This window comes from Ectothiorhodospira mobilis, assembly GCF_016584115.1.
In the GTDB taxonomy this organism is placed as follows: Bacteria; Pseudomonadota; Gammaproteobacteria; order Ectothiorhodospirales; family Ectothiorhodospiraceae; genus Ectothiorhodospira; species Ectothiorhodospira mobilis.
Genome location: NZ_NRSK01000002.1, coordinates 147299 through 167464 on the forward strand (window position 1 = coordinate 147299; position 20166 = coordinate 167464).

A 20166-nucleotide genomic window follows, 5' to 3' on the forward strand; every position below is an offset into this window, starting at 1 on the left:
GGAAAAGAATCCTCTGCAAAGGACCGTTAGGCGCGGGCCTGCACCCAGGCCTTCACCGAGGCCAGGGCCTCATCCAGGGCCTCGGGCTGGCTGCCCCCGGCCATGGCCATGTCCGGGCGGCCGCCGCCGCGGCCCCCCACCTGACGGGCCACCTCGTTCACCAGGTCCCCAGCCTTGAGGGTCTTGTTGTAGGCGTCGGTCACCCCCGCCACCAGGTTCACCTTGCCGTCCCGGGCGGTGGCCAGGACGATGACCCCCTCCCCCAGCTTGTTCTTCAGCTGGTCCACGGTGTCCCGCAGGGACTTGGGATCGGCCCCGTCCAGGCGGGCGGCCAGCACCTTGATGCCCCCCACCTCTTCCACCTGATCCGTGAGACTGGACCCGGCCTGGGAGGCCAGGCGGTTTTTCACTGTCTCCAGTTCCTTCTCCAGGCTGCGGCTGTGTTCCTGCAACTGGCGCACCCGTTCGCTGAGCTCCTCCGGGCGGGCGCGCAACAGCTCGGCGGAGTCCTCCAGGGTGGACTGCATGCGGGCCACGTGGTCCAGGGCGTTCTGCCCGGTCACCGCCTCGATGCGGCGGATGCCGGCGGCCACACCGGCCTCCTGGATCACCTTGAACAGGCCGATGTCGCCGGTGCGGCGCACGTGGGTGCCACCACAGAGTTCGATGGAGAATTCCCCCAGGGAGAGGACCCGCACCTCATCCCCGTACTTCTCGCCGAACAGGGCCATGGCCCCTGCCTCCAGGGCCTCCTGGATGGGCATGACCCGGGCCTCGGCCGGGGCGTTCGCCCGGATGGCCCGGTTCACCAGCTGCTCGATGCGGGCGATCTCTTCGGGGCTCAAGGGTTCGAAGTGGGAGAAGTCGAAGCGCAGCCGGTCCGGGGCCACCAGGGATCCCTTCTGCTGCACGTGATCCCCCAGCACCTCCCGCAGGGCGGCGTGCAGCAGGTGGGTGGCGGAATGGTTCAGGACCACGGCCTGGCGGCGCTCGCCGTCCACCCGGGCGGTGACCGTCTCGTCACAGGCCAGGCTGCCGCGCACCATCTGTCCCTGGTGAATGAAGACACCGCCCTGCTTGTGGGTGCCGGTCACCTGGAACAGGCCCTGGGGCCCCTCGATGAAGCCGGTATCCCCCACCTGGCCGCCGGATTCGGCGTAGAAGGGGGTGGTGTCCAGGACCACACTGCCCGACTGATCCCCCTGCAGGCGCTCCACCGGGGTGCCGTCGTCCCCCTGCCCCAGGCGGACCACCCGGGCGGGGGCCTCGATGTCCTCGTAGCCCACGAAGCGGGACTCGGAGAGTCCGGCGGCCACGGCCCCGGCGTCGGTCATGCGGAAGCTGCTGGCGGCCCGGGCCCGTTCCCGCTGCTGGCGCATCTCCTCCTCGAACCCGGCCATGTCCAGTTCCAGGCCCTTTTCCCGGGCGATGTCGCCGGTCAGGTCCACGGGGAAACCGTAGGTGTCATAGAGCTTGAAGATGAGGCCGCCGGGGATGGTCTTGTCCTGGATCCGTTCCAGTCCCTCCTCCAGATGCCTGAGGCCATGCTCCAGGGTCTCGCGGAACCGTTCTTCCTCCTGCAGCAGGATCTTCTCCACCTGGGTCCGGGCCCGGGCCAGTTCCGGATAGGCCGCCCCCATCTCCTCCACCAGGGGGGCCACCAGGCGGTGGAAGAAGGGCTCGCTCATGCCCAGCTTGTGGCCATGGCGGGCGGCGCGGCGGATGATGCGGCGCAGGACGTAACCGCGACCCTCGTTGGCGGGCATGACCCCGTCGGTGATGAGGAAGCTGCAGGAGCGGATGTGGTCGGCGATCACCTTGAAGGAGGGCCCCTGGACATCCTCCCGCCCCAGCACCCGGCCCACGGCGGCGAGAAGGTTCTGGAAGAGGTCGATCTCGTAGTTGGAGTGCACCCCCTGCATCACCGCCGCCAGGCGCTCCAGGCCCATGCCGGTGTCCACGGAGGGACTGGGCAGGGGATGCAGGACACCGTCCTTGTCCCGGTCGTACTGCATGAAGACCAGGTTCCAGATCTCGATGTAGCGGTCCCCGTCCGCCTCGGGGCTGCCCGGAGGGCCGCCCCAGACCCCGGGGCCGTGATCGTAGAAGATCTCCGAGCAGGGACCGCAGGGGCCGGTGTCGCCCATCTGCCAGAAGTTGTCGGAGCCCCCGTCGGGGTCATCGCCGATGCGGGTGAGCCGGTCCCGGGGGATGCCGATCTCGTGGATCCAGATGTCGTGGGCCTCGTCGTCGGTCTCGTAGACGGTGACCCAGAGCTTCTCCGGGGGCATGCCCAGCACCCGGGTGAGGTATTCCCAGGCAAAGTGGATGGCGTCGCGCTTGAAGTAGTCGCCGAAGCTGAAGTTACCCAGCATCTCGAAGAAGGTGTGGTGGCGCGCGGTGTAACCCACATTCTCCAGGTCGTTGTGCTTGCCCCCGGCGCGCACGCAGCGCTGGGAGGTCACCGCCCGGGTATAGGGACGCCGTTCCCGTCCCAGAAACACCTCCTTGAACTGCACCATGCCCGCGTTGGTGAACAACAGGGTGGGGTCGTTGCCGGGTACCAGCGGGCTCGAGGGCACGCATTCGTGGCCCTTGGAACGGAAATATTCAAGGAAACTGCTTCTGATCTCGGCGCTTTTCATGTCGTATCCACGTCATTCATCACCCTGCGGATGGTCTCGGGGGGGAACCCGCGACCCTGCAGGAAACGCATCCGCCGGGCGCGCTCCCTGGGCGCCTGCGGCATGTCGCCGCCGAAGCGGCGCCGGTACACCTCCCGGGCCAGGGCCTCCCAGTCCACCTCCGCGGCCTCCACCGCCGTATCCGGATCATCGATCCCCCGCTGGCGCAGGTCCGCGATGATCCGCAGTGGGCCGTGCCCCTGCTGCACCCGCTGGCGCACCAGGGATTCGGCGAAGCGTGCCTCGCTCAGCAGCCCCTGGGCCTCCAGGCGGTCCAGGGCGGCCTCCACGTCAGCGCATGGATAGCCCCGGGCGGCGAGCTTGCGGCCCAGTTCCAGGCGGCTGTGCTCGCGGCGGGCCAGGAGACGCACGGCGGCCTCGGCCGGGTCCTGGTCAGCCCTGGGCGGTGGCGTCCTCGCCCTCACCCTCGGAGCTCTCCCCGCCGCGCCGGGGCAGATGCGCCTCCCGGATCTGGGTCTCGATGGCCTGGGCGATCTCGGGATGATCCTTCAGATAGGTGCGGGCGTTGTCCTTGCCCTGGCCGATGCGCTCGCCCTTGTAGCTGTACCAGGCGCCGGCCTTGTCGATCAGGCCATCCTTGACCCCCATGTCGATGATCTCCCCCAGGCGGGAGATGCCCTCGCCGTAGAGGATCTCGAAGTTGGCCTCCCGGAACGGGGGGGCCACCTTGTTCTTGACCACCTTCACCCGGGTCTCGTTGCCGATCACCTCATCGCCCTTCTTGATGCCGCCGGTGCGGCGGATGTCCAGGCGCACGGAGGAGTAGAACTTGAGGGCGTTGCCGCCGGTGGTGGTCTCGGGATTGCCGAACATCACACCGATCTTCATGCGGATCTGGTTGATGAACACCACCAGGGTGTTGGAACGCTTGATGTTGGCCGTGAGCTTGCGCAGGGCCTGGGACATGAGGCGGGCCTGCAGGCCCACGTGGGCGTCCCCCATCTCCCCCTCGATCTCGGCCTTGGGGGTGAGGGCCGCCACCGAGTCCACCACCACCACGTCCACGGCCCCGGAGCGCACCAGCATGTCGGCGATCTCCAGGGCCTGTTCGCCGGTGTCCGGCTGGGACACCAGCAGGTTGTCCACGTCCACCCCCAGGGCCTGGGCGTAGGTGGGATCCAGGGCATGCTCCGCGTCCACGAAGGCGGCGGTGCCCCCCTGCTTCTGGCACTCGGCGATCACCTGCAGGGTCAGGGTGGTCTTGCCGGAGGACTCCGGCCCGAAGATCTCCACCACCCGTCCCCGGGGGAGACCGCCCACCCCGAGGGCGATGTCCAGGGCCAGGGAGCCGGTGGAGATGGCCGGCACGTCGCGCACGGCGCTGGCATCGCCCATGCGCATGACGGCGCCCTTGCCGAACTGGCGCTCGATCTGCCCAAGGGCCGCGGATAAGGCCTTCTTGCGATTCTCGTCCAAGATCCATTCCCTCTTGCGCTGCCGGAACCCGGCCCACGACCCAAGGCGCCGTATGGCCGGTTCAAACTGTTGATTATCTCACAGGTTCCCTCTGTCCCGCCAACGCCGGAGAAGGTACGGTTTCATCGCCGGGACAGGACCGTGGCCAGGCCCTCCAGGGCCGTGGCCACCGCCTGGCGGCGCACGGCGTCCCGGTCGCCGGGGAAATGGCGGCAGGCCGTGTCCACCTCCCCCACACCGCGCCGGGCCCAGGCCAGCCAGACGGTGCCCACGGGCTTCTCCGCGCTGCCGCCACCGGGTCCGGCGATGCCGCTGATGGCCACCGCCACCCGGGCCTCGCTGCGGGCCAGGGCCCCCACGGCCATGGCCCGGACGGTCTCCCGGCTGACCGCGCCGTCCCGTTCCAGGAGGCCCGCCGGCACCTCCAGCTGGGCCTGTTTGGCCGCGTTGCTGTAGGTGACAAACCCCCGGTCGAACCAGCGGGAGCAACCGGGGAGGTCCGTGAGCACCTTGGCCACCCATCCCCCGGTGCAGGACTCCGCCGTGGCCAGGCCGGCCCCGGTGGCGAGGGCCGCCTGCTCCACGGTACGGGCCAGGGCCTGCAACTCCTGATCCGAAGGGGGCACCATCAACGCACCCCGAGGATGCGGGCGGCCACCCGGTAGCCGCCGTCCTCCGGGTCCACCCGCAGCACCTCCGCCTCTGCGCGGAAGGGGGACAGCAGGGTGCTGCCGGGCTCGATGGACACGGAGATCGTGACCCCCACCGGCAGCGGCGAGGTCATCACGAAGGAAACGCCGGTGGCGCTCAGGTCCCGGCCCAGGGCCTCGTGGGTCCGTCCGCTGTCCGTCTCGGTGACGCGGACGGGATGATCCACCTGCAGGCGCTGGAAGTCCCGTTTTTCATCCATCCCCATGCTCATGTGCACCCCCGTGATCTTGATTCTGGCGTCGGGCCGTCCCGGATCCCCGGTCTTCTTCCACCCGCCTGCGGAAATACTATCATCTGAGGAGAGACCCCGCGCCGCCCCGGACAGCCACGCAGGCCCGTGATGAAAGACCCCATCGACCGACTCATCCGCCGCATCCGCGACGACTACCAGGCCACCGCCACCACCACGGGGCTGGAGGCCCCGTCCCCCGCGGTGGAGGCGGCCCTGCGCCACGTGCCCAGGGAACGCTTCGTCCCCGGGGACCTCGTATCCCGGGCCTGGGACAACACCGCCCTGCCCATCGGCCATGGTCAGACCATCTCCCAGCCCTTCATCGTCGCCCTGATGACGGACCTGCTGGCGCTGGACAAGGACAGCCGCGTACTGGAGGTGGGCACGGGCTGCGGCTACCAGACCGCGGTCCTGGCGGAGATGGCGGCGCAGGTCCATACCATCGAGGTGGTGCCGGAACTGGCACAGGCCGCCCGGGAACGCCTGCGGGAACTGGGCTACACCCGCGTGGAGACCCGGGTGGGGGATGGCCGCGCCGGGTGGCCCGGGGCGGCCCCCTTCGATGCCATCCTGGTCACCGCCGCCGCCCCCGGGATCCCCCCCGCCCTGCCAGAGCAGTTGCGTCCCGGCGGACGCCTGGTCCTGCCGGTGGATTCCGGCTGGCAGGCCCAGGACCTGATGGTGGTCACGCGCGCACAGGATGGCGGCCTGCAACGGCACAAGGTCCTGGGGGTGCGTTTCGTGCCGCTGGTACCCGGGCAGAACCCCCCCGCCACCGGGGAAACGGACTGACACCCTGATTCACAGGAAACGGGGGAGCTGCCGGCGGATCTCCTCCACGTCATGGGCGGCCAGGTTCTTGTCCACCGTTCCCGCCACGGACTTCTGCGTGGTGTCGTCCATGCAGTTGCGCAGGATGCCCAGAAAGGCCGGGGCGGCGATGATGTAGAGCTTGTCGAAGCGACCCTTGGCGCGGGCCGTATTCAGGTGTTCGCACAGTGTCCGCGCGAAGCGCTGCGCCTCCTGTTTCTTCGGCGGCACCTCCCGGCTCAGGGCATGACGCCCGTCGCCGGTACTGTCGAACGCCCTTCCCATGCGCTCCGTCTCCAGCTCCTGGGCATGCAGCCGCGCCTGGGGATGGGAGAGGTCCTCCTCCTCCACCAGGGGGCTGAAGGACTTTTCGGCACTGAAGATCCGGGCGCGGCTGGCGTCCGCGACGACGACCCATATGCTCATGGACGGGACTCCTCATCAGGGGAAACAGAAGGCACCGGCGGGACCCGCGCCGGGAACCCGGCGTACGGGGATCCCTTAGCTGAGGGTAGCAGGTCGCCGGCCGGTGGCGCGGCTTACAGAGGCCGGCCGCGTCCGTACAATACCCCCCCTCGAGCCGGGACCCGCCCGGCTCCCGCACCGCGATCCGTTCCCATACCGCAACCAGGGCCCATCGTGACCGAGACGCAAGACCTCTCCGCCCATACCCCCATGATGCGCCAGTACCTGGCCATCAAGGCCGAATACCCGGACACCCTGCTGTTCTACCGCATGGGGGATTTCTACGAACTCTTCTACGAGGACGCCCACCGGGCGGCGGCGCTGCTGGATATCACCCTCACCAAGCGGGGGCAATCCGCCGGCGCACCCATCCCCATGGCCGGGGTGCCGGTCCATGCCGTGGAGTCCTACCTGGCCCGGCTGCTGCGCCAGGGGGAATCGGTGGCCATCTGCGAGCAGGTGAGCGACCCGGCCACCGCCAAGGGACCGGTGGAACGCAAGGTGGTGCGGGTGGTGACCCCGGGCACGGTCACCGAAGAGGCCCTGCTGGACGAACGCCAGGACAACCTGCTGGTGGCCCTGTGCCCCGCACGGGAACGCGTGGGCCTGGCGGTCCTGGACCTGAGCAGCGGCCGTTTCCAGGTGCAGGAACTGGCGGGGGAAGAGGCCCTGCAGGGGGAGCTGGAACGTCTGCAGCCGGCGGAGATCCTCCTGCCCGAGGGGGCCACCCTGCCCGGCGGGGAGCGTCCCGGGGTGCGCCCATGGGCCCCCTGGCACTTCGAGACCGGGGCGGCCCGGGAACGCCTCACCCGCCAGTTCGGCACCCGCGACCTGGCGGGCTTTGGCTGCGAATCCATGGATCTGGCCGTCAGCGCCGCCGGGGCCCTGCTGCAGTACGTCCAGGAGACCCAGATGAGCGCCCTGCCCCATATCGACGGGCTGAGCGTGCAGGAACGGGGGGCCGGCATCATCCTGGACGCCGCCACCCGGCGCAACCTGGAGATCACCACCAACCTGTCCGGCGGGCGGGAGAATACCCTGATCTCGGTGCTGGACCACACGGTCACGGCCATGGGCAGCCGCCTGCTGCGCCGCTGGCTGCACCAGCCCCTGCGGGACCGGGACGCCCTGCGGGCGCGTCATCAGGCCGTGGGCGAGCTGCGGGACCGGGGCACCCTGGAGCCCCTGCGGGAGATCCTGGAGGGGATCGGGGACCTGGAGCGCATCCTCGCCCGCGTCGCCCTGGGCTCGGCCCGGCCCCGGGACCTGGCCACCCTGCGGGACTCCCTGGAGCTGCTGCCCGCGCTGCAGACCCCCCTGGAGGGTCTGGAGGCCCCGCGGCTGCGGGCCCTGGCCGAACAGGTGGGGGACCATCCCCGGGTGGTGGATCTACTGAGGCGGGCCATCCTCCCCCAGCCGCCGGTGCTGATCCGCGATGGCGGGGTCATGGCCGCGGGCTACGACCCGGAACTGGACGAGCTGCGGGCCCTGTCGGAGAACGCCGACCAGTTCCTGCTGGATCTGGAGCAGCGGGAACGGGCACGCACCGGCATCCCGAACCTCAAGGTGGCCTATAACCGCGTCCATGGCTATTACATCGAGATCAGCCGCGCCCAGGCCGAACGGGCCCCGGAGGACTACACCCGGCGCCAGACCCTCAAGGGGGCGGAACGCTTCATCACCCCGGAGCTCAAGCGTTTCGAGGAACAGGTCCTGTCGGCGCGGGAGCGGGCCCTGGCGCGGGAGAAGCAACTCTACGAGGCACTCCTGCACACCCTGCTGGAGCCCCTGCCCGCCCTGCGGCGCAGTGCCGAGGGTCTGGCGGAGCTGGATGTGCTGGCGAATCTGGCGGAGCGGGCCGAGGCCCTGGGCTACACCGCCCCCGAGCTGGACGACACCCCCGGGCTGCACATCCGGGGGGGGCGCCATCCGGTGGTGGAACAGGTGCTGGACGATCCCTTCGTGCCCAACGACCTGGTCATGGACGAGGGCCGCCGCATGCTGGTGATCACCGGCCCCAACATGGGGGGCAAATCCACCTACATGCGCCAGGCTGCACTGATCGTGCTCCTGGCCCATGCCGGCAGCTTCGTGCCGGCGGAGCATGCCCGCCTGGGCCCGGTGGATCGTATCTTCACCCGCATCGGCGCCGCCGACGATCTGGCCTCGGGCCGCTCCACCTTCATGGTGGAGATGACCGAGGCCGCCGCCATCCTCCATCACGCCAGCGCGCACAGCCTGGTGCTCATGGACGAGATCGGCCGGGGCACCAGCACCTTCGACGGACTCTCCCTGGCCTGGGCCTGCGCCGAGCATCTGGCGCGGCACAACCGGGCCTTCACCCTGTTCGCCACCCATTACTTCGAGCTCACGGCCCTGCCCGACACCCTGCCGGGGATCGCCAACGTGCACATCGACGCCGTGGAGCACGGCGAGCGCATCATCTTCCTGCATGCCCTGAAGGAAGGCCCCGCCAACCAGAGCTACGGCCTGCACGTGGCCGCCCTGGCGGGGGTACCCGCGGGGGTGATCCGGCGGGCCCGGGAGCGCCTGGCGGAGCTGGAGCGCCAGAGCCTGGGGGATGCCGGGGACACGGCCCAGCTCAGCCTCTTCCCCGCGGAGACCCCCACCCCGGAACCGCCGCCCCCCGATCCCGCCTGCCAGGCCCTGCGGGAGGCGGTACAGGCCCTGGACCCGGACGACATGACCCCGCGCCAGGCCCTGGAGGCCCTCTACCGTCTGCAACAGCTGCTGGAGACCCCGGACGCCGACCCCCCGTGACGGGTCGGCGCCTCGAAATCCGCCCATCCGGAGACTATGCTCCCCTTAGCCCCGCCGGCATCCCGCGGGGCGTGGGCCCTGGCCGGGGCATCCCCGGACCGGGTGGACCGGACCGCAGGAATACGGGAGGCGCGCGATGACTTTCGTGGTGCTGGAGAACTGTATCCGCTGCAAGTACACCGATTGCGTGGAGGTGTGCCCCGTGGACTGCTTCCACGAGGGGCCCAACTTCCTGGTGATCGATCCCGATGAATGCATCGACTGCGCCCTGTGTGAGCCGGAATGCCCCGCCCAGGCCATCGTGCCCGGGGACGAGGTGCCCGAGGGACAGGAGCCGATGATCGCCCTGAACGCCGAACTGGCCGGTCAATGGCCGGTGATCCACCGGCGCAAGGACCCGCCGCCGGACGCGGACCAGTGGAACGGACGCCCGGACAAGCTGCGTTACCTGGAGCGCTGAGCCCTCAGTCCCGTCCCTGGAGCAGGGCCACGGCATGGGCGGAGATGCCCTCCCGGCGTCCCTCGAAACCCAGGCGTTCGGTGGTGGTGGCCTTGACGTTCACCTCGGCGGGGGTCACCCCCAGATCCTCGGCCAGGTGGGTGCGCATGCGTTCCACATAGGGGGCCATCTTCGGGGCCTGGGCCACCACGGTGGCGTCCACGTTGCCCACACGCCAGCCGCGGGCATGGATCTCCTCCACCACCCGGCGCAGCAGGACGCGGCTGTCGGCTCCCCGGTAGGCGGGGTCCGTGTCCGGGAAGTGGCGGCCGATATCCCCCAGGGCCGCCGCCCCCAGCAGGGCGTCGCATACGGCGTGGACCAGCACGTCCCCGTCGGAATGGGCGGCGAAGGCCCGGTCGTGCTCCAGACGCACCCCGCCGATGATGAGGTGATCCCCCTCGGTGAAGGCGTGAACGTCGAAACCGTGGCCGATGCGCAGGTTCATGGGGTCTCCTCCGTGTGGGGTGCCCGCCGGCGGGCCAGGTAGAATTCCGCCAGGGACAGGTCCTCCGGGCGGGTGATCTTGATGTTCTCGGCGCTGCCCTCCACCAGGCGCGGGGCCAGCCCGGCGTGCTCCATGGCGGAGGCCTCGTCCGTCACCAGAAAGCCATCCGCCAGGGCCTGCTCCAGGGCCTGGCGCAGGGGGTCCAGGCGGAACATCTGCGGGGTGAAGGCACGCCACAGCCGGGCCCGGTCCACGGTGGCGGCGATGCGCCCGTCGGCGGTGGCGCGTTTCTTGGTATCCCGCACCGGCGTGGCCAGGATCCCCCCCACCGGGTCGTCCCGCAGGGCCTGCATCAGGGCCTCCAGATCCCGGTCACTGAGACAGGGACGGGCGGCGTCGTGCACCAGGACCCAGTCCTGGGGATGGGCCAGGTCCGCAAGGCCCCGCAGGGCGTTGAGCACCGAGTGGCAACGCTCGGCGCCGCCGTCCACCACCCGCAGGGGCTTGTCCGCCGTGATGCCGAGGCGGTGGAAATAGGGATCCCCGGCGCTGATGGCCACCGCCACCCCGGCCACGGCCGGATGACGCAAAAAGACCCCCAGGGTGTGCTGGATGACGGTCTCCCCCGCCAGGGGCAGGTATTGCTTGGGGCGGTCCGCCTGCATGCGGCTGCCCACCCCGGCGGCGGGGATCACCGCCCAGAAACGCGGATCAGGGTTCATCGTCACGCATGTCCTCGGGGTCCACCACCTGGAAGAAGACCTCGTCCTCGGCGATCATCCCCAGGTCCCGGCGGGCCCGTTCCTCGATGGCCTCCAGGCCCGTCTTCAGGTCCCGCACCTCCGCCTCCAGGGCCTCGTTGCGGCTGTGCAATTCCCGGTTTTCCGCCCGCTGACGCTCCAGGGCCCGGTTCAGTTCGTACACCTCCAGCAGGCCACCCTCGCCGGACCACAATTTGTACTGCAGGCCCAGGAGCAGTGCCAGCAGCAGCGCCGTCAGCCATCGCATGGATGCGGTCCTGTGCGTCGGGACGTGGGCGTGCCCGCTCAGTGGATCTTCCCGCCCTGCGGGCCCGGCGGGGTGCGGGCCGCCCCGGGCGGCCCGGGGCGGCGGGGGTCAGGCCCGCTGACGGAAGGCGCCCACGCCGGCGTAGCGCGCCGCCTGCCCCAGGTGCTCCTCGATACGCAGGAGTTGATTGTACTTGGCCACCCGGTCCGAGCGGGACAGGGAACCGGTCTTGATCTGCCCGGCACCGGTGGCCACGGACAGGTCGGCGATGGTCACGTCCTCGGTCTCGCCGGAACGGTGGGAGATCACCGCCGTATAGCCCGCATCATGGGCCATGCGGATGGCCTCCAGGGTCTCGCTGAGGGTGCCGATCTGGTTGAGCTTGATGAGGATGGAGTTGGCGATCCCCCGGTCGATGCCCTCTTGCAGGATGCGGGTGTTGGTGACGAACAGATCATCCCCCACCAGCTGCACGCGATCCCCCAGGCGCTCGGTGAGCCGCTTCCAGCCCTCCCAGTCCCCCTCGTCCATGCCGTCCTCGATGCTCAGGATGGGGTACTGCTCCACCCAGCCGGCCAGGTAGTCCACCATGCCTTCGGCATCCAGGCTGCGCCCCTCCGAGGCCAGCTCGTAGCGGCCATCGCGGAAGAACTCGGAGGCGGCGCAGTCCAGACCCAGGTGGATCTCCTTCCCGGGGGTGAAGCCCGCCTGATGGATGGCCTCGAGGATGACCTCGATGGCCGCCTCGTTGGAGGGCAGGTCCGGGGCGAAGCCCCCCTCGTCCCCCACCGTGGTGGCCAGACCGCGGCCACCCAGCACCTTCTTCAGGGCATGGAAGACCTCGGCGCCGTAGCGGATGGCATCGGCCATGGAGCCCGCCCCCACCGGCAGGATCATGAACTCCTGCAGGTCCACGCTGTTGCTGGCATGGGCACCGCCGTTGAGGATGTTCATCATGGGCACCGGCAGGGTGTGGGCCGACTCCCCGCCCAGGTGCCGGTAGAGGGGGTAACCGCTTTCCGCGGCATTGGCATGGGCCACGGCCATGGAGACCGCCAGCAGGGCATTGGCCCCCAGGCGTCCCTTGTTGTCGCTGCCGTCCAGTTCGATCATGCGCCGGTCCACCGCCGCCTGATCGTCCGAGGGCATGCCCAGGAGGGCCTCCCGGATCTCGCCGTTGACGTGGCCCACGGCCTGCTGCACGCCCTTGCCGCAGTAGCGCGTGCCGCCGTCGCGCAGCTCCAGGGCCTCGCGGGATCCGGTGGAGGCCCCGGAGGGCACGGCGGCGCGGCCCTTGGCCCCGGAGACGAGCTTGACGTCCGCCTCCACGGTCGGGTTGCCCCGGGAATCCAGTACTTCGCGGGCATGGATGTCGACGATGTCTGTCATGGGTCTTGATTCCCCTGTGTGCTCAATCTTTGGCTGAGATCAGATCCTGATCCTCGATGAAACCCTGGCGCTTGGCCACTTCGTCCAGCGCCTTGAGGGTGGTCAGCAGGGCCTCCATGCGCTGCAGCGGCCAGGCGTTGGGACCGTCGGACAGGGCCCGCTCCGGATCCGGATGGGTCTCCATGAACAGGCCGGCCACCCCGGCGGCCACCGCCGCCCGGGACAGCACCGGGACGAACTCCCGCTGACCGCCGGAGGCGTCCCCCCGCCCGCCCGGCTGCTGCACCGAGTGGGTGGCGTCGAACACCACCGGACAGCCGGTGCGGCGCATCACCGCCAGGCCGCGCATATCGGAGATGAGGGTGTTGTAGCCGAAAGAGACGCCGCGCTCGCAGACCATGACCTGGTCGTTGCCGGCGGCGCGGGCCTTGTCCACCACATGGGCCATGTCCCAGGGGGCCAGGAACTGGCCCTTCTTGATGTTCACCGGCCGCCCCTGGGCCGCCACCCGCTGGATGAAGTCCGTCTGCCGGCACAGGAAGGCCGGGGTCTGCAGGACATCCACCACCGCGGCCACCGCCTCCAGGGGCGTGTCCTCGTGCACGTCGGTGAGCACCGGCACACCGATCTGCTCCCGCACGGCCTCCAGGATCCTCAGCCCCTCGTCCAGCCCCGGCCCCCGGTAGCTCTTCACCGAGGAACGGTTGGCCTTGTCGAAGGAGGACTTGTAGAGGAACGGGATGCCCAGGCGGTGGGTCATCTCCCGCAGCCGGCCCGCCGTCTCCAGGGCCAGCTCCCGGCTCTCGATGACACAGGGACCGGCGATGAGGAACAGCGCCCGGTCGTTGCCGACCTCGAAGTCACAAAGCTTCATGGCGTTCGCCCACGTTGAGCATCTTTTCGTGCTGCAGCCGCGCGGCGCGCACGAAGCCGGAGAACAGGGGGTGCCCGTCCCGGGGGGTGGAGGTGAACTCGGGATGGAACTGGCAGGCCAGGAACCAGGGATGGTCATGCAGTTCCACCACCTCCACCAGGGCCCCGTCCATGGAGGTGCCGGAGATCACCAGCCCGACCGCCTGCAGCCGCTCCAGGTACTGGTTGTTAAACTCATAGCGGTGGCGGTGGCGCTCGCGGATCACCTCCTGGCCATAGATGCGCCGGGCCAGGGTATCCGCCTTCAGCAGGGCCTGCTGTCCCCCGAGGCGCATGGTCCCCCCCAGGTCGTCGTCCTCGCCACGGCGCTCCAGTCTGCCCTCCGCATCCTGCCATTCCGTGATCAGGGCGATCACCGGGTCCGGGGTGTCCGGCCTGAATTCCGTACTGTGGGCCTCCTGCAGACCCGCCACGTTGCGGGCGTACTCGATGACCGCCACCTGCATCCCCAGGCAGATGCCCAGGTAGGGCACCTGGTGCTCCCGGGCGTAGCGCACGGCGGCGATCTTGCCCTCCACCCCCCGCTCGCCGAAGCCACCGGGGACCAGGATGGCGTCCACCCCCGCCAGTTCCTCCGCGTCCGGCCCCTCCAGCTTCTCCGAGTCGATGTAGCGGATATGCACCCGGGTGGAGGTGTGGATGCCGGCGTGGGTGAGGGCCTCGTTCAGGGACTTGTAGGACTCGGTGAGTTCCACGTACTTACCCACCATACCGATGGTCACCTCCGCCTCGGGGAATTCCATGGCGTTGACCACGTTCTTCCAGTCCGAGAGGTCCGCCTGCGGGGCCTCCTCCAGGCGCAGCTTGCGCAGGACGATCTCATCCAGCTTCTGGGAGTGCAGCCACAGGGGGATCTTGTAGATGTTGTCCACGTCCACCGCGGAGATGACCGCCCGCTCCTCCACATTGGTGAACAGGGCGATCTTGCGCCGTTCCCCGTCCGGCAGGGGATGGCTGGAGCGGCACAGCAGCACCTGCGGCTGGATGCCGATGGAGCGCAGCTCCTTCACGGAGTGCTGCGTGGGCTTGGTCTTGATCTCGCCGGCGGCGGCGATGTAGGGCACCAGGGTCAGGTGCATGAACAGGGCGTGATCCTGGCCCAGTTCCACCCCCATCTGACGGATGGCCTCCAGAAACGGCAGGGACTCGATATCCCCCACCGTGCCGCCGATCTCCACCAGGGCGATATCCGTCCCCTCGGCACCGGCGCGGATGCAGCGCTTGATCTCGTCGGTGATGTGGGGGATCACCTGCACCGTGCCCCCCAGGTAATCCCCCCGCCGCTCCTTGCGGATGACGTTCTCGTAGATCTGGCCGGTGGTGAAGTTGTTGCGGCGGCTGGTGCGGATGCGCACGAAGCGCTCGTAATGGCCCAGGTCCAGGTCCGTCTCCGCCCCGTCCTCCGTGACGAACACCTCCCCGTGCTGGAAGGGGCTCATGGTGCCCGGGTCCACGTTGATGTAGGGGTCCAGCTTCATCAGCGTGACCCGGAAGCCGCGGGCCTCGAGGATGGTGCCCAGGGAGGCGGCGGAAATGCCCTTTCCCAGGGAGGACACCACGCCCCCGGTAATGAAAACGTATCGCGTCATGAAGTGATCGTCGGGGAATGGAATGGCGGCGCTTGTGCGCGGGATGGCACGCAAGGATACCAGAGGGGTCATACCCCCTCAACGCGCCATGGGGACGATCACGTCCCTGGCCCGCCGCCCCCCTGGCGGCGGGCCAGGATTTACAGGGGCAGCCCCAGCTCCGGGGCAATCTGCCGCAACCAGGCCTCGAGACGGGCCTCGGTCTGATCACCCTGGTTGTCCTGATCCAGGGCCAGGCCGACGAAATGACCATCCACCAGGGCCTGGGACTGCCGGAAGGTATAGCCCTGTGCGGGCCAGGCCCCCACCACGCGTCCGCCCCGTTCAGTCACCACCTCGTAGAGCTCCATGAGTCCGTCCACGAACTCGTCGGGATACCCCAGCTGGTCCCCCAGACCGAACAGGGCCACCGTCTTGCCGGAGAAGTCGATCGCCTCCAGTTCGGGCAGGAACTCCTCCCAGCTCTCCTCCTCGCAGTCCGCCGACCGCCCCGGGAGCTGGCCGGAGCCCATGGTGGGGGTGCCGAGGATGAGGCGATCATAGGCGGCGATCTCGTCCGCCGTGACGCGATTCACGTTCTTTGGTTTGTCGATCCACGCCTCTCCGAAGCGTTTCTGGATCATCTTCGCCACCTTGCGCGTGTTTCCGGAAGTGGTACCGAAAAAGACGCCAACATGTGCCATTGCGTGCCTCCATGGGTTCTCGGGATCAAAGGCCCTCCACCTGCGTCCATCACGGGGACGCCGAGGGGATCGGATTATCTCCATGGAGCATCCGGGCAACGATCATGCCGTTTACAGAAAAACCAAAAATAAATCACGCATCTATTTGTATTTATTGATTTTTTCTGGCTTTCAGCATGGGTGGCAACCCCACCGTGAGACGGGCCCCTTATGCAGCAAATGCCACATCGTGTCGGCTTTGCCACAGGCCTCATCCCGGCCCGCTTTCATCTGCCCGGGATGTGAATCCCCCATGACGATCCGCAAGCAAGACTTGCAATCCTCGCAAAAGTCCCCCAAGGTATTAGGGATGCATCAGCGCAAGACCTTACGGGTGCATACGGTGACCGCCACATACACCGGCATCAAACCGCAACCAGGCAGGGCTTTGGCGCGAGCGCTTACGTTGTCTTCGTCTTCTTTTGTAGTGCCGTCAGGGACGGCACGCCTGCCAGCAATACGCCGTCGGTTTCTGCGCACTCGGGCCACCTGACCCGAAGGCCCCAGACGGTCGTGCCCCACGACCCGGCCGCGAGAACCGATTCGCGACGCGCTGTCCCCGCGGTAACCCGCCGCAGGCCGGACAGCCTCGCCGGGCGAGAAAACGTGTCAGCACAACAAGGATTATCGGGCACGGCGGACACCATCGCCGGCGCAGGACTGCGCCGGCCTTGGGTTGCGCGACCCTTCCGGGGTCGGCGTGGCCGACACCGTGGGCGCCCTGCGCCCCACGCCCTACATCAAGCCACAGCACATGGCGGGAGAGCACTATGTCCAACGCAACAGCCAACACAGAACAGGATTTCGGCGACAAGCCCACCGAGCGCCGGGACACCGACAACTACGTCCATGAATACGTGGATTCCTTCGTCGACAAGTGGGATGACCTGATCGACTGGGACAGCCGCGCCAAGAGCGAGGGCAGCTTCTTCATCGACGTCCTCAAGGAACGCGGCGCCAAGCGCGTGCTGGACGTGGCCACGGGCACCGGCTTCCACTCCGTCCGCCTGCTGGAAGCGGGCTTTGACGTGGTCAGCGTCGACGGCGCCCCGGAGATGCTGGTCAAGGCCTTCGAGAACGGCCGCAAGCGGGGCCACATCCTGCGCACCACCCAGGCCGACTGGCGCGAACTCAACCGCGACATCTACGGCCGCTACGACGCCGTGGTCTGCCTGGGCAACTCCTTCACCCACCTGTTCAACGAGAACGACCGGCGCAAGGCCCTGGCCGAGTTCTACGCCGCCCTGAACCACGACGGCGTGCTCATCCTGGACCAGCGCAACTACGACGCCATCCTGGACCACGGCTACTCCAGCGCCCACACCTTCTACTACTGCGGCGACAACGTTTCCGTCTACCCGGAACACGTGGACGACGGCCTCGCCCGCTTCCGCTACGCCTTCCCCGACAAGTCCGTGTTCCACCTGAACATGTACCCCCTGCGCAAGGCCTACGTACGCCGCCTGATGCGCGAGGTGGGTTTCCAGAACATCGAGACCTTCGGTGACTTCAAGGAGACCTACCACGACGCCGAGCCGGACTTCTTCATCCACGTGGCCGACAAACGCTATATGGGAGAGAAATAATGAGCAATCAGTATGATGGTGCCGTCGCCACCGCCCGCGACTACTACAACAGCGAAGACGCCGACAACTTCTACTTCCGCGTCTGGGGCGGTGAGGACATCCACATCGGCCTGTACGAATCCGACGACGAGCCGATCCCCGACGCCAGCCGCCGCACCGTGGCCCACATGGGCGATCTGCTGGGCGAACCCTCCAAGGACGCCAAGGTCCTGGACGTGGGCGCCGGCTACGGCGGCGCCGCCCGCTATCTGGCCGCCACCTTCGGCTGCCACGTGACCGCGCTGAACCTCTCCGAGGTGGAGAATGAGCGCGACCGTGAGATGAACAAGGCCCAGAAGCTGGACCACCTCATCGACGTGTGGGACGGCAGCTTCGAGGATATCCCGGCCAAGGACAACAGCTTCGACGTCGTCTGGTCCCAGGATGCCATCCTGCACAGCGGCAACCGCACCAAGGTGGTGGAAGAGGTGGCCCGGGTGCTCAAGCCCGGCGGGGTCTTCATCTTCACTGACCCCATGCAGGCCGATGACGCCCCCAAGGACAAGCTGCAGCCCATCTATGACCGCATCCATCTGGAGACCCTGGGTTCCCCCGGGTTCTACCGCGAGGCCGCGAAGAAGGTGGGGCTGGAAGAGATCGGTTTCGAAGACCACACCCACCAGCTGCCGCGCCACTACGGTCGCGTGCTCAAGGAGCTGGAGTCCCGTGAGGACAGCCTCAAGGGCCTGATCTCCGATGACTACATCAGCCGTATGAAGAAAGGTCTGCAACACTGGGTCGACGGCGGCAATGCCGGCTACCTGTGCTGGGGCATCTTCCGCTTCCGCAAGGCGTAAGGCATCCCCCGCCCCGATCCCAACACCATCCCAGGAGAAGCCAATAACATGAGCAAAACCTACCTGTTCACCTCCGAATCCGTGTCCGAGGGCCATCCCGACAAGATGGCGGACCAGATCTCCGACGCCGTGCTGGACGCCTATCTGGCCCAGGACCCCAAGGCCCGCGTCGCCGCCGAAACCGTCACCCAGACCGGCATGGTGCTGCTGGCCGGTGAGGTGAAGTCCACCGCCACCATCAACGTGGAAGATCTGGTGCGCGAAGTGGTGCTGGACATCGGCTACGACAGCTCCGACAAGGGCTTCGACGGCAATACCTGCGCCGTGCTCAACTCCATCGGCGCCCAGTCCATGGACATCAACCAGGGTGTGGACCGCACCCGCCCCGAAGATCAGGGCGCGGGCGACCAGGGCCTGATGTTCGGCTATGCCTGCAACGAGACCGACGTGCTCATGCCGGCCCCCATCCACTTCTCCCACCGTCTGGTGCGTCGTCAGGCCGAGGTGCGCAAGAACGGCACCCTGCCCTGGCTGCGTCCCGACGCCAAGAGCCAGGTGACCTTCCGCTACGAGGGGGGCCAGGCCGTGGCCGCTGACGCCGTGGTGCTGTCCACCCAGCATGACCCCGAGATCGACCAGAAGAAGCTGCAGGAAGCGGTGATGGAAGAGATCATCAAGCCGGTGCTGGGGGACAAGTGGCTGCACAAGGACACCAAGTTCCACATCAACCCCACCGGGCGCTTCGTCACCGGCGGTCCCCTGGGGGACTGCGGCCTCACCGGCCGCAAGATCATCGTGGACACCTACGGCGGCATGGCCCGCCACGGCGGCGGTGCCTTCTCCGGCAAGGACCCGTCCAAGGTGGACCGTTCCGCGGCCTACGCCGCCCGCTACGTGGCCAAGAACATCGTCGCCGCCGGCCTGGCCGAGCGCTGCGAGGTGCAGGTCTCCTACGCCATCGGCGTGGCCGAGCCCACCTCCATCGCCGTGGAGACCTTCGGCACCGGCAAGATCGACGAACTGCGCCTGACCGATCTGGTGCGTGAGCACTTCGACCTGCGTCCCTTCGGCATCCTCACCATGCTGGAGCTGGAAAAGCCGGTCTACCGCCCCACCGCCTCCTACGGCCACTTCGGCCGCGAGGACCTGGGCGTGTCCTGGGAGCGCACCGACCGCGCCGAGGCGCTGGCCGCCGCGGCACGCTGATCCCGTGCACTCCGCCGCCCCGGGGATGTCCCCGGGGCGGCCCGGGATCGCCAAGGGCCGGGAGGGGTTTCCTCTCCCGGCCCTTTTTCGTTGGCCCGTACTGGCGGCTCCCCCTACAGCGCGGGCCGGCTTTAGCCGTGGGGAGGATGATCCGTGGGAGGTGCGCCCCCTGGCTCTCCCAACGCCCCCAGGGCCCGGATCATCTCCAGGGTGCGGCGGGCCTCCTCCGCGTCCAGGCGGCTGATGGCAAAGCCCACGTGGACGAGGACATAATCCCCCACCGACACCTCTTCCAGAAGGGCGGTGCTCACGGTCTTGCAGACCCCCCCCAGATCCACCCGGGCGCGATCGCCGGGCAGTCGTTCCTTCACCTCAGCCGGCACAGCCAGGCACATGGGGCACCTCCGATGGGGGCACGCAGCGGTGGGCGCCGCCCCATTGCAGCTCCTGCAGATGACACCGCCCCACCCAGGCCTGTCCCAGGCTCAGTCCCCCATCCCCGGGAGGCAGGGCCACCGGCTCGAAGACCCGCAGCCCCCCCTCCTCCAGACGGGTGCGCAGGTCGGTCATCAGCAGGCGGTTGAGCACGCAGCCACCGGCCAGGGCGACGCACCCCAGCCGACGCTCCCGGGCCGTCTGCAGGACCCACGCCGCCAGCCCCTGGGCCACCGTGGCATGGAACACCGCCGCCCCCTCCCCTGCATCCCGATGTGGTGCGCAGAGCCAGTCCAGCAGCGGGGTGAAATCCAGCACCCCGCCATGCAGGCACCATCCCCCCGGCAGGGGCGGCATCGCCCCGTGCCCCTGGGCCCGCCCCTCCAGGCGCAGGG

Annotated in this window: 21 protein-coding genes; 6 read left to right on the forward strand and 15 right to left on the reverse strand. The window is 68.6% G+C overall.

Going from position 1 to position 20166, the window contains the following annotated elements; translation table 11 throughout:
- Positions 1 to 26: 26 nt before the first annotated feature.
- From alaS to CKO33_RS01790, 5 genes are all read right to left on the reverse strand, one after another.
- Complete coding sequence (gene alaS, locus CKO33_RS01770) at positions 27 to 2645, reverse strand: alanine--tRNA ligase (protein WP_200178649.1); 2619 nt, start codon at positions 2643 to 2645, stop codon at positions 27 to 29.
- Positions 2642 to 3055: a RecX family transcriptional regulator gene (locus CKO33_RS01775; protein WP_200178651.1), complete on the reverse strand. Its 414-nt coding sequence runs from the start codon at positions 3053 to 3055 to the stop codon at positions 2642 to 2644. Before CKO33_RS01775 ends, alaS begins: the two co-directional genes overlap by 4 nt.
- 22 nt (positions 3056 to 3077) lie before the next feature.
- Positions 3078 to 4121 carry a recombinase RecA gene (recA, locus tag CKO33_RS01780; protein ID WP_200178657.1) on the reverse strand — a complete coding sequence of 348 codons (1044 nt, stop codon included), beginning with the start codon at positions 4119 to 4121 and terminating at the stop codon, positions 3078 to 3080.
- A 122-nt stretch (positions 4122 to 4243) separates the two neighbouring features.
- Positions 4244 to 4750 (reverse strand): CinA family protein, encoded by a 507-nt coding sequence (locus CKO33_RS01785; protein ID WP_200178663.1) that lies wholly within the window; start codon positions 4748 to 4750, stop codon positions 4244 to 4246.
- A complete protein-coding gene (locus tag CKO33_RS01790; protein WP_200178665.1) occupies positions 4750 to 5043 on the reverse strand; it encodes a PilZ domain-containing protein in 294 nt (97 codons plus the stop codon). The genes CKO33_RS01785 and CKO33_RS01790 overlap by 1 nt, the downstream gene beginning before the upstream one ends.
- Before the next feature lie 129 nt (positions 5044 to 5172).
- Between CKO33_RS01790 and CKO33_RS01795 the strand changes: the two genes are divergently transcribed.
- Complete coding sequence (locus CKO33_RS01795) at positions 5173 to 5856, forward strand: protein-L-isoaspartate(D-aspartate) O-methyltransferase (protein ID WP_200178672.1); 684 nt, start codon at positions 5173 to 5175, stop codon at positions 5854 to 5856.
- Between the two features lie 9 nt (positions 5857 to 5865).
- Here CKO33_RS01795 and CKO33_RS01800 read toward each other — a convergent pair whose 3' ends face one another.
- Entirely contained in the window at positions 5866 to 6300 is a 435-nt protein-coding gene (locus tag CKO33_RS01800) for a host attachment protein (RefSeq protein ID WP_200178674.1), read from the reverse strand.
- Positions 6301 to 6549: 249 nt separating this feature from the next.
- Between CKO33_RS01800 and mutS the strand changes: the two genes are divergently transcribed.
- The gene (mutS, locus tag CKO33_RS01805) at positions 6550 to 9120 is read left to right on the forward strand and encodes a DNA mismatch repair protein MutS (protein WP_200178771.1); all 2571 of its coding nucleotides are present in this window, start codon (positions 6550 to 6552) and stop codon (positions 9118 to 9120) included.
- 136 nt (positions 9121 to 9256) lie between these two features.
- A complete protein-coding gene (gene fdxA / locus CKO33_RS01810; RefSeq protein WP_200178676.1) occupies positions 9257 to 9580 on the forward strand; it encodes a ferredoxin FdxA in 324 nt (107 codons plus the stop codon).
- A 4-nt stretch (positions 9581 to 9584) separates the two neighbouring features.
- On the opposite strand, the gene ispF is transcribed toward fdxA, so the two are convergent.
- From ispF to CKO33_RS01845, 7 genes are all read right to left on the reverse strand, one after another.
- Complete coding sequence (gene ispF, locus CKO33_RS01815; protein WP_200178678.1) at positions 9585 to 10067, reverse strand: 2-C-methyl-D-erythritol 2,4-cyclodiphosphate synthase; 483 nt, start codon at positions 10065 to 10067, stop codon at positions 9585 to 9587.
- Complete coding sequence (ispD, locus tag CKO33_RS01820; protein WP_200178680.1) at positions 10064 to 10789, reverse strand: 2-C-methyl-D-erythritol 4-phosphate cytidylyltransferase; 726 nt, start codon at positions 10787 to 10789, stop codon at positions 10064 to 10066. The genes ispF and ispD overlap by 4 nt, the downstream gene beginning before the upstream one ends.
- The gene (gene ftsB, locus CKO33_RS01825) at positions 10779 to 11075 is read right to left on the reverse strand and encodes a cell division protein FtsB (RefSeq protein WP_200178687.1); all 297 of its coding nucleotides are present in this window, start codon (positions 11073 to 11075) and stop codon (positions 10779 to 10781) included. Before ftsB ends, ispD begins: the two co-directional genes overlap by 11 nt.
- Before the next feature lie 108 nt (positions 11076 to 11183).
- Complete coding sequence (eno, locus tag CKO33_RS01830; protein WP_200178689.1) at positions 11184 to 12464, reverse strand: phosphopyruvate hydratase; 1281 nt, start codon at positions 12462 to 12464, stop codon at positions 11184 to 11186.
- Between the two features lie 22 nt (positions 12465 to 12486).
- Positions 12487 to 13338: a 3-deoxy-8-phosphooctulonate synthase gene (gene kdsA, locus CKO33_RS01835; protein ID WP_200178691.1), complete on the reverse strand. Its 852-nt coding sequence runs from the start codon at positions 13336 to 13338 to the stop codon at positions 12487 to 12489.
- Positions 13325 to 14986, reverse strand: a complete 1662-nt coding sequence (gene pyrG / locus CKO33_RS01840; protein WP_200178700.1) for a CTP synthase — start codon at positions 14984 to 14986, stop codon at positions 13325 to 13327. The genes kdsA and pyrG overlap by 14 nt, the downstream gene beginning before the upstream one ends.
- 140 nt (positions 14987 to 15126) lie before the next feature.
- Entirely contained in the window at positions 15127 to 15669 is a 543-nt protein-coding gene (locus CKO33_RS01845; RefSeq protein ID WP_200178701.1) for a flavodoxin, read from the reverse strand.
- Positions 15670 to 16478: 809 nt separating this feature from the next.
- Here CKO33_RS01845 and CKO33_RS01850 point away from each other — a divergent pair.
- From CKO33_RS01850 to metK, 3 genes are read left to right on the forward strand one after another with little or no spacing between them, the layout of a single operon-like run.
- Positions 16479 to 17294 carry a glycine/sarcosine N-methyltransferase gene (locus CKO33_RS01850; RefSeq protein ID WP_200178703.1) on the forward strand — a complete coding sequence of 272 codons (816 nt, stop codon included), beginning with the start codon at positions 16479 to 16481 and terminating at the stop codon, positions 17292 to 17294.
- Complete coding sequence (locus tag CKO33_RS01855) at positions 17294 to 18130, forward strand: methyltransferase domain-containing protein (RefSeq protein WP_200178705.1); 837 nt, start codon at positions 17294 to 17296, stop codon at positions 18128 to 18130. The genes CKO33_RS01850 and CKO33_RS01855 overlap by 1 nt, the downstream gene beginning before the upstream one ends.
- 48 nt (positions 18131 to 18178) lie before the next feature.
- Positions 18179 to 19336 (forward strand): methionine adenosyltransferase, encoded by a 1158-nt coding sequence (gene metK / locus CKO33_RS01860; RefSeq protein WP_200178712.1) that lies wholly within the window; start codon positions 18179 to 18181, stop codon positions 19334 to 19336.
- A gap of 131 nt (positions 19337 to 19467) precedes the next feature.
- Here the strand turns inward: metK and CKO33_RS01865 are convergent, their stop codons facing one another.
- Together CKO33_RS01865 and CKO33_RS01870 are read right to left on the reverse strand one after the other, a co-directional pair.
- Complete coding sequence (locus CKO33_RS01865) at positions 19468 to 19731, reverse strand: HypC/HybG/HupF family hydrogenase formation chaperone (protein WP_200178714.1); 264 nt, start codon at positions 19729 to 19731, stop codon at positions 19468 to 19470.
- The coding region (locus tag CKO33_RS01870; protein WP_439099410.1) for a Kae1-like domain-containing protein at positions 19709 to 20166 on the reverse strand (458 nt) is incomplete at its 5' end. The genes CKO33_RS01870 and CKO33_RS01865, both read right to left, overlap by 23 nt.